The following is an 11,877-nucleotide window of genomic DNA, read 5'->3' as shown; positions in this document are numbered from 1 at the left end:
TAAATCCGTGCGCTCCAGCTTCTGGGGAGGATAACAACGATGCGCAGTTCTATTTCTGGTGCATCGACGTCTCCTCAATCGCCTGCCGACGCGCCCCCTTCAGTTCCCGGGCTTGCCATCGGCCTGTACCAGAACGCTGTTGTCCGGTTCCTTTTTGTCGGCGGTCTTTCCTTCGCCCTTGATCTGGGGCTTCTTGCTCTGCTTCATGAGGTTTTCGGTGTGGCACTGTGGCTTGCGACACCTATCGCATTCGTCGTCAGCCTGGTTTTCAACTTCCTGCTGCAGAGAATGTTCACCTTCCGGGCCACCAACAAGGGCAGCGTTTCCGCCGTTAAGTACATCCTGCTGGTAATTGTGAACATCGCAGTCAGCGACATCGTGGTGACAGGGTTTGATGCCCTCGGCTGGTCCTACCTCATCGGTAAGGCATGTGCCACGGTCATGACCACGGTTTGGAATTACTTCTTGTACCGCCACTGGATCTTCAAGCGGGATTCCGGAGAATAACGCTGCTGCTGACTGGCGGGTCCTCCTGAACATACGGCAGAAGTTGCTCCTCCAGCTCCACCTGCCCGGTACCGCGTGACTCTAGGTGTCAGGCGGCTGGGAACTTATTCCCTGCCGTGAGGCCAAGCCCAGACGAATCCGAGACCGTACCGCCGGACGACACAAAGAAGCCCCCTTTACCTGGATAAAGGGGGCTGTAGCTTTGTACACCGTCCGCCGAGGAAGACGTTTTGTCTCCTCCTCGCAGGGGATTGGAACCTAGGATTGGCCCGGTCCTGCTGATACCCCGGATCCGGAAGTAATACGGTCCCCGGTAGTCGCGGGGGCGATAGTCCCTCCGCCCATCTGCGGCTGTTCATGCTGCCCGCCCGCCCTGAGCCGTCCCAGGCCCTTACCGCCAGCAGCGGCAGCCCGGACAATAAGCGGCTGGCCCGGGTGGAGGTAGCGGAACAGGAGCAGAACTCCGGCGGCCGTGACCAGCAGATAGGCCGCCGTCAACGTGAACCACCCGAGGGGCGGCTGCCAGTCCGGTGAGGAGAAGAGCGTTTGCCAGTTGGCAATCTCACTGATTCCCACCACATACCGGCGGAGGACGTAAACGAACGTCAGGGTGTGGCAAAAAACAATCAGCCAGAACAACACCCGCGAAATATGCACTGCAACCGGGGAGGTCGGGAATCGAAGCTTCCGGAGTCCCAGGCCAACACTGACGAACAGTACGACGACGAGCGGCAGCGTATACCGGCCCTGCCAGATGAATCCCATGCCGCGCCACAGGGCCGTTTGCAGCAGCGCAGGGACCAGGTAGAGCATGGCCAGGGCCACCCAGTAGCCCGTCCAGTTGCGGAGGGGGCGGACGCAGAAGGGGACAATTAGCGCTGCGACCATCAGACCGCCCCAGACAAGCGTCACCAGTTCCGGTGCCGGGGTGTCCAGCCATCCCATGGTGCCTATGTACTGCGGGAAGAAATCGTAGGTCCGGTCAAGCATGATCATGAAGCCGCGGTAGAGGGGGGCATCCGGGTGCGGATTCGCGATTCCCTCAGGCGCCACGCCTACGTTCGCCGGCCCGTTGGCGGCAACGTACATCCAAAGGAATCCCAGCAAAGCGCCCGGGACGGCAATCGCGACGGCGGTCAGCACACGTCTGTCGGTGAAAACGGCGAGCGTGCGGCGCAGCCGGAACGAACAGACGCCGACGATCAGGGCACACAGCAGCCATACAAGGGAAATCTGCCGTGCGTTTGCCAGTACCACCGTTGCGGCCACGACAGTTGCAAGCGCAGGCAGGACCAGTCTTGTGTTGCGCCAGTTGTCCAGCACCACAACGAAACCGGCAAAGGCTGCCATGGTTGCTGCGATTTCGAGGGAATTCGGGTTGATGCCTCCTCCAAGGAACAGGATCATCGGAGTCATGGTGAGGGCCGCGACAAGGACGGGATATTTGGGGCGCCGCAGTTCTGTCAGGGCGGTGAACCCGGCGGCAAAGAACAAAGCACAGAGCGCCGCGCTGACGAGCCTCATGGCATAGATCGCGGGGGCACCGGACATGAACAGAGTGGGAAGCCCAACCACCCAGTAGTACATCGGATTGTAGGAGCCGGCGGAGGTTACGCCGATATTCGTGAAGGTGTCGTCCGCATAGACCGGCGCTGCGCAATCGGCTGCTTGTGCCCGGTTGAATTTATAGCAGCTTTGGGCATGAAGGCTGGCGATGTAGTTAGGGACCCGGACATGGACGCCGTGGCCGAAGGAAGTACCTTCTTCCACCAGGACCTGGCCCCGCACGACCGCGGCGGCCTTGATCGTGTGCGCGGGTTCATCGGGCGACCCCATAAGCGGGGTGGCAACCGCCCACAGCCCGAACAACAGGGCAAAGATTGTGGCCAGGAGCCCGAACGTCGGCAAGGGACGTGGAAGTCCGCGTCGGACGTTGTTGAAGAAAAGGGTCATTGTCCGTCTCCGTTGGTGCCGATCAGTGCACGGGCTTCGCTTACTGCTGTCTTGCTGGGTGACATGACAAAGGCGAAGGCGTTGGCGTTCTTCTGCGCGTCTTCGCTCAGGAGGCTCTGGCCGAGGGACCGGCTCAAGCGCGTCAAGGCGGGCTCGGAGTATTCCCGGCACATATGTACATAGATCACGGTGCCCAACGCGTAGCCGGAGGCCCCGTCCAATTCCTGCGCCACGCCGTGTGGGGACGAGTCCACATCCCCGGTAGTGACGGCGTCGACGACGGAGGAGGCCTGGAGCCGCCTCTGCTTGCCGTCAAAGACGAGTTGCGCTGCTGTGAAGCGGTTGCCGATGATGCTTCCGTCGAGAATGGAAATCCCGCCGTTGGTGTCATCCAGTTTGTCTGCGAGGTCCAATGGCGGCGACGATACCTGCCCTATAACCGTGGACGGCCAACTGTCCTGGGAATCCGGCTCCCACGCAACACCTGCCTCCCGGGTGAGGTAGTCATTCACCGGACGTACCGTATCCGAAGGACCTTCCGGTGCAATGACCGTGATTTCAAGGTCGGGGAGGTCCGTTCCGGTATTCAGGCCAAGGATTCGGGGATCGTTCCAGCGCGTGATCTCACCCTGCAGGATGGCGGCAAGGGTGGGGGCGTCCAGCACCACGTCATTGACGCCCTTGATTTTGATGGCTACGCCTACAGGCAAAACCCCCGCCGCCACCGATATGGCACCGCCAGGCGCGCACATGCCGCGAACAGCTGTGGCTTCCTGCGGAGTAAGCGGCGCGGAACCCACCGCGAAATGTGCCTGTCCGTCCTGGAGGGCTTTGAGCCCGGCTGCGGAACCGTCGGGGGAATAGCTCACCGAGGTGCCCTTAACAGCACTGCCCCATGCCAGGCCCCATGCGCTGACTGCGCCCTGGGCAGCATTGCTGCCGATTCCGGTAAGGGCACCTTGGACAGTGCCCGGGGGAGTGGTGGCACACGCAGACATGGACAGGAGCCCCAACAACAAGGCGGCAGCCTTTATTTTTGCTCGGAGAGAAACGGGAATCACCCTTTCAGCCTAGTGCCCGTGCCACGGAAGTTGAGGCAGGCCAACGTTCGATGGTGCACGGGGTTTGTCATGCGCACGCCGTAATTTCGTACAGCCGGGCAGAGGAACCTTGTGAGTCGACCATGGTGAAGCCGGGAGCATTCCCGATGTCGGTGACGCCTGGGTACTCCCGGGATCCGGGGAGATTTAGCAGGTATCGGCTCCCGAAGTCCAACACGTACCGTACGTTCTTGCTTTTCAATGCTTCACACATCCGGGCATCATCCGGTGTGTCCTTCAGGTGTTCATCAATCAGGATTGCGTCCTGGTCCTTTTCCGCGAACAGGTGGGCGGTCAAGACCCGCCGGCCGGTGTAGGCGTAGGCAAGGGAGCTGCCGTTCCACGGATTGTCGGCCACCACCGCATCGGCAGGAACATGATGTGGGAGACGCTTTAACAGCGCGAGCTCATCCGGGGTCAGCAGCTCTGAGCCCGCGTCGAACCGGTAAACAGTGGAGGCGCCGCCAATATAGTGCGTGACCGGGCCGGCGAATGTCGCCAGCACTGCGAAGACACCGGTAGCGAGTACGGCCCCGGCAACCGCTCCCCGGTTAGCCAGCCAGCGCAACCGCCGCTCCAGCGCGCCGTGCAGGCGGTGGGCAGCAGTGGAGTTCCGCCAGGAATCCCAGAGACGCAGGCCGCCCACAACTGCAAGCGGGGTTGCGAACAGCGGCAGCAGGGCAGCAAGCCGGTAGGTGTCCTGGTACCAGGTGCCGATGAGGGCATCGCGCAGTGCACCCTTGGGAAACGAAGCGGCCACCACGTACAGCGCACCAACGACGCCGTAACAGGCTGCCAGCCAACGCAATCTTCGAGTTTGGAAGACTGTGAGCAAACCGGCAACCGAGAGAATGGTAACGACCACCGCCGGTATGGCCGATTGCATGGGGCTTACAGTCAGGATTTCCCCGACGGCGGCCCCCGGCTTCACCGTCGGACCCCAGTTGTCGTAGGGGGCAGGGCGCAATTTCAACCAGAAAGCGGCTGCCACCACAAGGGTGAGCAGGGTCCCGCCGATGAAGAGCCATGCCCGCAGGACGCTGGCCTGGAACTTGGTGTTCCTGGCCAAGTGCCACCAAAGCAGCCCGAGAATCGGAAAACTCACGGCGATGGTCGTGTTGATCGAACTGGTGTGTGCAAAGGCAAGTCCCGCCAGCGCGAGGAACAGTGCCGAGAGCCAGCTGCGCAGCGGGTCTGTCCGCGTACGGCCAAGCCGGGCGACTGCCGCGAGGCAGGCTATGACCGCCGGCATCATGCTCAGTGCCAGCGCATACGGAAACAACGGACCCCAGACGATCATGAGGAACGGGAAGGCGACCTGGGCCGCCGCGATCACTGACGCCACCACGAGGGCGGCCGGCCGGCGCGAGATGGTCTTAGCCACCAGGAACAGGCACGACGCCGGCCAGAGGATGGCCGAAAGGACCAGGTTGAGCACGTTCTGCGACGTAGGGATGTCGACGGCGGCCAGCTGGACCAGGAGCGCCGCGAACGAATGCCACGCGGCAGGGTACACGGCATCGAAGCCGGAGACCCCTTGAAGCGACGCGAGATTCAGGGACGAAGCGTTGCCGGTGTCCAGGATGTACCGGATGGCGTTCAGATGGAAGACGTTGTCGAAGACCTGGGACGGGTGCTCGGGTGAGCCGACCAGTTGGATGAAGCGCCAGGTGATAGGGACAGTGGCAAGGGCCATGGCAGCGAAAGGCAACCACTGCCGCCGGGGAGGCGCGCCCGCCATCCGCCGGCGAAGACCTCGTGTGACCAGCAGGGCGGCGCCGGCAAGCAGGGCCGTCACCGCGGCAAACGGCAGGACGCTCCACGGGATGCCGAGTATCCCGGCGAGTACTCCCGCAAGTCCGGCAGCCGCCGTCGACAGAAGCGGTGCAAGGCCGAGGATGCCGCCCAGCCGGAATTTCAGGCATGTCGCCACTACAGCACCGGGGATATAGAACAGAAGGATGGTTACTACCACCGCGGGAAGGATACCGATCCAGCTCACGAAGGTACTTCCTCGGTCCTGTCCTCCTGCGCCTTGTCCCGGAGGAGTTGCAGGACCGCACGCAGCTGTATGGCTGTCACTGCTATTTCGCCGATCGCCAGGCCAAGGGCGCCGCCCGGGCCGCCCATCAGGCCGGAAAGGATGATCATGGCGGGCAGGCCCACCACGGCGCCGGTGATAGTGCTGGAGAATACAACGCGCATCCGCTTTGCCGGCACCAGCCAATGGGCGCCGGTGGATGTTGTCACGCAGACAAGCAGGAATGACAGGCCAAACCAGAAACACGTCCAGAAGTCGGCGGCCCGTTCTGCCCCAAACAACCGCTCGCTGGTCCACGGCCCAAGCAGTGCCAGGATCAGCCATCCGGTAAGTCCGAGTCCCGTGAGGGCCATGAGGGAAAACTTCCGGCGGTGCCGGTGGTCGGCGCCAAACTCGCTGACCCAGCCCTGGAGGCTGTTGCCCAGCGCTGCGGTGGCAAGCTGTCCGATGCGGTAGAACTTCTCGGCAGAGACGAAGGCAGCCAGCCCGGCAGCTGAAGCCGCAAACTGCACCACCAGCACAGGCGTGGAGGCGTAGGCCCCGGCGGCGACGGTAATACCTGCGCCGGCCCGAAGTCCCCAGATTTCTTTCAGCACGATGGGCGGAGTGAGTCCTTTGAAATCCTCGCGGTTGGAATGGTCTTTGTTGAACCACAGGGTTCCGGCGAGGCCAAGCACCAGCAAGGCGAGCGGGTAGATGTACATCTGCCCCGTTGCAAACAGGAGCGGAATTACACCAAGGGTCGCGACCATCCGGGGCACGACGTCATACTTTGCGATCCGGCCCGCATGCCCGGTTGCGATGCAGTACCAGGCCGGAGTCAGGCCTGCGGCACCCTGGGCGCACGCCATCAGGAAGGCCACCCAGAACTGGTTGCTGCCGCTCGTGAACATCAGGGCGACCGCCATGAGGGGCACGGTGCAAACGAACATGAAAGAACGGGTGACAAAGCTGACGGCGTAATGCCGCCGTCGTACGTGCTCTTCCGGTGCAGATGCCACGGCAGCCGGTCCCGTGAGCGGCCATCCCAGTGCTATGACAATGGCGGCAATAGACCCAACCGCCTGGCCCACCGCCAGGGAATTCCAGGCCGGCGTTCCGCCGACGTGCGCAATGATCGGCAGAAGGATGAACGACGCCAGCGAACCCAGCAGCGGCAGCCCGGCGAACGCTGCGATCCTTTTGATCATTCCTGTCCCCCTGGCCCGGGGCACGCACTACAGGTAGTCATACGCGTCCTTGCCAAGCCGGCCCCGCACAAAAACGTCTTCCACTTCGCTCTTGAACCTGGAGCGCTCGTTGAGGATGGCCGTCCGGTAGGTGTCCTGCTTTGCCACCTCCGAGTCAAAGTTGTCGATGAGTTGGGGAAGCATGGCTGCAGCTGTCGGCACTTCGTCTCGGCCAGGCGTGATCTTGTGTTCCCAGGGAACAGGAACATCCGCATAGAAGGCCCCCGAACCCCTGCGGGCCACCACGGTGAGTGCACCGGACAGGGCTGCCTCGCGGGGCATCCGGTCCTTGCCCGGGTGGTGTCCCAGATCCAGGTAGATACCGCATCCCTGCAGTGTTGCTACAACCTCGGACCTGGTCATCCCCGCGATGGGGCGCCACTCGATGGACGGTTGGCACTTCGCCTTCACGGCCTCAATAAGGTGTCCGCCCTTGGCCGGGTTGTAGGTGACCAGCTGCCGGTTGCGCGGCGACTCGGGCGTGCCCTGGAACTCAGCGTTCGGCGTGTAGTCCGAAAGCAACGAGGGCACGACGTCCAGGCGCGTGGCAATGAAGGCCCAGGCGTAGGACGACTGGACCAGGTGGACCACATCCCGGTCCTTCCGGAGCATGCCGGGGTTCACCCTGTTCTTCCACATCCGCGCGTAGGGAACAGCGCCTTCTTTCGCCTTTTCCACCAGCCCGGAGGTGTTGCGCTGCCACATCCTCTCCGCCATGAACGTGAGCGAGTTGTCGATGCTCAGCCACCAGCACATGCGCCGTGCGAGCTTAACCTTCGGCATTTCATAGATGTATGTTTCCGGGAAGACAACCACGTTCTCCGGCGCGTCCACGATTTCAGGAGCCTCGGGCGCGTTGTAGACGCTGTACTGCTCCACCCGCGCATTGTGGGCCGTGTGGGGATGCGGAACCAGGTAGGCATCCTGCCCAAGCTCCCGGAGCATATCCACGAGCTGGTGAAGGGCTTCGGGGCCTCCGGTCCTTAAGCCCTTGTGGTAGAGGACGAAGATTTTTCCTGAAATGGTGGTCATGACTGGTCTTTCGGTCTCGGCCGGGCCAGGGCACTGCTGAATAGTGGAATATTGCTACCGCAGCCGGGCGGCGAGGGAGTCGTCGATCTTGCCCATCCTCTGGCGGAGAGCATCGCGAACGCCCGCCAGCGCGGCGACGAGGTGCTTTTTCCGGTTGGGGCCAAATCCGAACCTGACAACATGGCTCTGGATCTCCATGTAGATCCGGCGGAGGACCCACGTCGGCTGTTTCAGGGCGTAGCGGCGGGCGAGAATCAATGAGTTGCGTGTGATGTAGTACACGCGGAACGGTGCGTGGTAGTAGACATAAAGTTTCTTGGATCCCACCCGTGCATGCCAGCCAAGGATCTTCATTGGACGTGCATTGCCCAGGCTGTGCTCCAGGTTGCAGCCCTTCCCAGCCAGGGCGCGCAGTCCACGCTCCCGGAGCCGGGCATTGAATTCTGAGTCCACGCAGTCAATGAAGAAGCCCTCGTCGAAAAAACCTATGGCCTTGAACGAGCTGCTGCGCACCAGGGTGCCGCTGGTCATCGGATCAAAAATCTGGGGTTCGTCCTGGCTGCCCCAGGTTGGCAGGGGGATGTTGTTGTGTGATTCAGCGCAGACCATCCCTACCGTTTCCGGTTCATGGGAGTTACGGGCCGTTGCCAATGCCGAAGCCACATAGTCGCCGGTGAACCGCGAGTCCTGGTCCATGGTCACAACCCATTCAGGATTCCAGCGGGCAATGGCTTCCTTGATGCCGACGTTCAGCGCGCGCGCAATCCCGGAATTGGTGCCGAGCCTGATGACAACAGCACCCGCCCGCTCCATCTCTTCCAGCGACTGCGAGACGTCGCTGGGTGAACCGTCGTCGACCACCACCACGTGCTCAACAAAGCGCAGGAGCCAGGTGACGTTGGCCACGTTTTCCGGGCCGGGGTTGAACGCCGAAACGACTCCGCACACGTCCCGTGACGGCTGGGTTGCTGCAAACACTTCGGACGCCATCACGCTGCCCTGGCCCGCCACGCGCGCCGGACCGCCTCATAGACGTTGCGGAGGAAGACCATCCGCGCCTTCAGGATCTTGGGCGCGGAACGGATGCCGTGTGGGGTCAGGTTTTCACCGTGTAAACGATGCAGGATGGTGTCTTCTTCCAGGTAAACGATGGAGCGGTTAACGTTGCCCACTATGGCCAGCCATTGGTCGTGGGACTCTTTCATGTACGGCGGGAAAGGCAGTACCTGCTGGAGGAGCCTGTGCCGCACTGCCATGGCGCATCCCCAATGAAGCCGGTACCCGATCACGATGCCGAGGATGTTGCGGACGGTGTGCGACGAATCTTCGGACCGCAGGCGGATCTCATGGAATGGTCCCAGGGGCCCATCGAAGTGCTTGCAGTTGCTGACCACCATGTCCTTGCCGCCCATGGCCGAGATCATGCGCTCCACCCGGCCCGGCAGCCACACGTCGTCCTGGTCCGAAAGGAAGACGAACTCGCCGCGGGCCTCAGTGAGGGCCCACTCGAACGTACGCACGTAGCCGTTGTTCCGCTCCGCCTGGATCAGCCGGATCCGCGGGTCGTTCATTCCGGCCACAATGGCCGGCGTTTCGTCGGTGGAACAGTCGTTGACGACAATCAACTCGTCGCGGGGTCCGATTTCCGCCAGGATTGAGTCGATTTGTTCCTTGATGTGGCGGGCGCCATTATATGCCGCCATGCACACGCTGACGCGCGGGTTTGGGGCGGATGCGGGCTCCATAAGTTTCTCCTCGTGCCTCCGGGCGGTGCCAGCGGGGCGGGCAGGTCCCAAGCAGTCTAGCAAGCTGCGCCTGCCGGGAAGGACGCGGGTGCCGGTCAACTATACTCGAGGGGACGCAGCCGCCGAGCTCTTCGAGCGGAAACCACGGAAGGAACCTCAGGTCCATGACCGTTGACGTAATGTTGCCGTACTACGGCGATGTCCATCAAATGAAGCTCGCCGCCCGCAGCGTGATGAATCAGGAGAACCAGGACTGGCGGCTTGTTGTCATCGACGACGGGTACCCCGATCCGGAACCCGAACGCTGGTTTTCAACCATCACGGACCCCCGCGTCACGTACATGAAAAACGAGCAGAACCTCGGTGCCAACGGTAACTACCGCAAGGCACTCACCCTGGTCGAAGCACCCTATGTGGTCATCATGGGTGCCGACGACATCATGCTCCCCAACTATCTGGACGTTGTGGTCAGCGCCTTTGAGGAATACCCCAAGGCAGACGTCGTCCAGCCGGGTGTCCAGGTGATCGACGAACAGGGTATTGCCTGCACCCCCCTGGTGGATGCAGTGAAGAAGGTCTACGCCCCGAAGACCAGTGAGCGCATCGAACTGAAGGGGGAGGCAATGGCAACCAGCCTCGTCCGCGCGGACTGGGCTTACTTCCCCTCGCTGGCGTGGCGTTCGGAGACGGTGAAGCGCATCGGGTTCACTGAAGGCCTGGACGTGGTCCAGGACCTCGCACTCCTGCTGGATATCGCTGCCGAGCACGGCTCCATGGTTGTGGATCCGGTCCTGGCATTCCTGTACCGCCGGCATTCGGCGTCTGATTCATCGGTGCGTGCATTGGATGGCAGGCGGTTTGATGAGGAGCGGCGCTTCTTCCAGGAGCAGGCCGAGCGTTTTGGCAAGTTGGGCTGGAAGGGAGCTGCCCGGGCTGCAAGTTTCCACACGACATCCCGGCTCAACGCCGCTTCCCTGATCCTGAAGTCGGTCCAGAAGGGCAAGTTCGATTCGCTGCCCCGCCTCGCCAAGCACATTGTGAGCTAGAGGTCGCAAAGAAAAGGGACGCCCATACGGGCGTCCCTTTTCTTGTTTACGCTTGTTTTTTGTTGTACGGGCCTTTTTCCGTGCCGCCCGGCGGGCGCGCTACTGCTTGTGCGGCTCTAAACCGTTGGCGGGGCCGCGCCCCAGGTCAATCTGGTCTCGGACATCAGCCAGTTCTGCCCGCAGCAAAGCCACTTCCTCGCAGAGGATCCGCACCTCGTCTTCAGCCTGCGACTGCTCGCGGGAGAGATGGAGGCAAACGCCCACCAGCAGAATCAGCGTCATGATGAACAGAAGGTTCGCCGGTACCTGGATGCCGATGAGCCCGCTGGCTTGTTCGAGGAGCGAGGGAAAAGCAGAAAGGAGCAGGGTGCCTATGCCGATGACAATCCATAGAACGGCATACTTCTCCCGAAGTTTCTGCCGGCGGAGCATCTCGAAGACAAAGAAGAGGATCGCCACGACGACGATGGAGCCCATAAGGAGCGACATATTGGAATCCTAGTTAGTGGACGGCTCGGTTTTCTTCCGCGTCAGGGCAAACAGCAAGGCCATTCCTGAGCGTCCGAGGTATACGGCGGCCTTTATTGGATCGTGGCTGGGGGTGCCGCCCTGGCGGGCACGCATCGAGACCGCGACCTGCCTGACAGTACAGCCGGAGCGGATCGCAACAACCAGCGAATCGATGGTGTCGCCAAGATACTCCGCCGGATAGTGGTCAACGTACTGGCGGATCGCTTTCATGTTTGCTGCCCGGAACCCGGACGTAACGTCCGTAAGCGTCGTACCGGCGACCCGGGAGATCGTCCACGCCAGTACTTTCATGGCCCATTTCCGCGGGCCGCGTACCGTGTAGTTGCCCTTGTCGGCGAACCGGGCCCCGATGGCGATGTCGGCATGCTGGAGACCGTCTAGCACAGCCTTGATATCGCGGGGATCATGCTGGCCGTCCGCGTCGACCTGGATGACCTGGCTGTAGCCGTGGCTTTTCGCATACTTGAAGCCGGTCCGCATTGCGCCGCCCACGCCCATGTTGAACGGGAGTTGCAGGACAGTAGCCCCTGCCGCCCGGGCAACCTGGGCTGTATTGTCGCGGGAGCCGTCATCGACGACCAGGACATCGCAGGGAGGACCGAATTCGAAGACTTCCCGGATGGTATTTCCGATGGCCTCGGACTCGTTCCACGCGGGCATGATGACGAGTGTGTCGGGGGTGCGGGCGGGCAC

The 11,877-nt window shown here is 62.1% G+C and carries 11 protein-coding genes; 2 read left to right on the top strand and 9 right to left on the bottom strand.

Annotated features, from left to right (window positions below; translation table 11 throughout):
- The first annotated feature begins 39 nt into the window (after positions 1 to 39).
- Positions 40 to 507: a GtrA family protein gene (locus AC5RU7_RS01695; RefSeq protein ID WP_494050823.1), complete on the top strand. Its 468-nt coding sequence runs from the start codon at positions 40 to 42 to the stop codon at positions 505 to 507.
- A gap of 258 nt (positions 508 to 765) precedes the next feature.
- On the opposite strand, the gene AC5RU7_RS01690 is transcribed toward AC5RU7_RS01695, so the two are convergent.
- The 7 genes from AC5RU7_RS01690 to AC5RU7_RS01660 form a co-directional block, all read right to left on the bottom strand.
- Positions 766 to 2,460: a DUF2142 domain-containing protein gene (locus tag AC5RU7_RS01690; protein WP_494050822.1), complete on the bottom strand. Its 1,695-nt coding sequence runs from the start codon at positions 2,458 to 2,460 to the stop codon at positions 766 to 768.
- Complete coding sequence (locus tag AC5RU7_RS01685; RefSeq protein ID WP_494050821.1) at positions 2,457 to 3,479, bottom strand: substrate-binding domain-containing protein; 1,023 nt, start codon at positions 3,477 to 3,479, stop codon at positions 2,457 to 2,459. The genes AC5RU7_RS01690 and AC5RU7_RS01685 overlap by 4 nt, the downstream gene beginning before the upstream one ends.
- A 109-nt stretch (positions 3,480 to 3,588) precedes the next feature.
- Positions 3,589 to 5,562, bottom strand: coding sequence for a DUF6541 family protein (locus AC5RU7_RS01680; protein ID WP_494050820.1), 1,974 nt, complete (start codon positions 5,560 to 5,562; stop codon positions 3,589 to 3,591).
- Complete coding sequence (locus AC5RU7_RS01675) at positions 5,559 to 6,791, bottom strand: lipopolysaccharide biosynthesis protein (RefSeq protein ID WP_494050819.1); 1,233 nt, start codon at positions 6,789 to 6,791, stop codon at positions 5,559 to 5,561. The genes AC5RU7_RS01680 and AC5RU7_RS01675 overlap by 4 nt, the downstream gene beginning before the upstream one ends.
- 27 nt (positions 6,792 to 6,818) lie before the next feature.
- On the bottom strand, positions 6,819 to 7,862 hold the full coding sequence (locus AC5RU7_RS01670; protein ID WP_494050818.1) for a hypothetical protein: 1,044 nt from the start codon (positions 7,860 to 7,862) through the stop codon (positions 6,819 to 6,821).
- A gap of 54 nt (positions 7,863 to 7,916) precedes the next feature.
- Entirely contained in the window at positions 7,917 to 8,840 is a 924-nt protein-coding gene (locus AC5RU7_RS01665) for a glycosyltransferase (RefSeq protein ID WP_494050817.1), read from the bottom strand.
- An 11-nt stretch (positions 8,841 to 8,851) separates the two neighbouring features.
- Positions 8,852 to 9,607, bottom strand: coding sequence for a glycosyltransferase (locus AC5RU7_RS01660; protein WP_494050816.1), 756 nt, complete (start codon positions 9,605 to 9,607; stop codon positions 8,852 to 8,854).
- A 164-nt stretch (positions 9,608 to 9,771) separates the two neighbouring features.
- On the opposite strand from AC5RU7_RS01660, the gene AC5RU7_RS01655 reads away from it, so the two are divergent.
- On the top strand, positions 9,772 to 10,653 hold the full coding sequence (locus AC5RU7_RS01655) for a glycosyltransferase family 2 protein (protein ID WP_494050815.1): 882 nt from the start codon (positions 9,772 to 9,774) through the stop codon (positions 10,651 to 10,653).
- A 99-nt stretch (positions 10,654 to 10,752) separates the two neighbouring features.
- Here AC5RU7_RS01655 and AC5RU7_RS01650 read toward each other — a convergent pair whose 3' ends face one another.
- Together AC5RU7_RS01650 and AC5RU7_RS01645 are read right to left on the bottom strand one after the other, a co-directional pair.
- Positions 10,753 to 11,142 carry a DUF2304 domain-containing protein gene (locus AC5RU7_RS01650; protein ID WP_494050814.1) on the bottom strand — a complete coding sequence of 130 codons (390 nt, stop codon included), beginning with the start codon at positions 11,140 to 11,142 and terminating at the stop codon, positions 10,753 to 10,755.
- Positions 11,143 to 11,151: 9 nt separating this feature from the next.
- Positions 11,152 to 11,877 (bottom strand): glycosyltransferase family 2 protein, encoded by a 726-nt coding sequence (locus AC5RU7_RS01645; protein ID WP_494050813.1) that lies wholly within the window; start codon positions 11,875 to 11,877, stop codon positions 11,152 to 11,154.

The sequence above is a fragment of the Arthrobacter sp. K410C genome, assembly GCF_059090105.1.
Note: the sequence above shows the minus strand (reverse complement) of the source record. Positions and strands in the feature narration are given on the sequence as shown.

Bases quoted from the DNA above. Each gene is read 5' to 3' on its own strand.
- AC5RU7_RS01690 (WP_494050822.1), bottom strand. From the start codon at position 2,460: ATGACCCTTTTCTTCAACAACGTCCGACGCGGACTTCCACGTCCCTTG.
- AC5RU7_RS01660 (WP_494050816.1), bottom strand. From the start codon at position 9,607: ATGGAGCCCGCATCCGCCCCAAACCCGCGCGTCAGCGTGTGCATGGCG.
- AC5RU7_RS01655 (WP_494050815.1), top strand. From the start codon at position 9,772: ATGACCGTTGACGTAATGTTGCCGTACTACGGCGATGTCCATCAAATG.
- AC5RU7_RS01695 (WP_494050823.1), top strand. From the start codon at position 40: ATGCGCAGTTCTATTTCTGGTGCATCGACGTCTCCTCAATCGCCTGCC.
- AC5RU7_RS01650 (WP_494050814.1), bottom strand. From the start codon at position 11,142: ATGTCGCTCCTTATGGGCTCCATCGTCGTCGTGGCGATCCTCTTCTTT.
- AC5RU7_RS01670 (WP_494050818.1), bottom strand. From the start codon at position 7,862: ATGACCACCATTTCAGGAAAAATCTTCGTCCTCTACCACAAGGGCTTA.
- AC5RU7_RS01675 (WP_494050819.1), bottom strand. From the start codon at position 6,791: ATGATCAAAAGGATCGCAGCGTTCGCCGGGCTGCCGCTGCTGGGTTCG.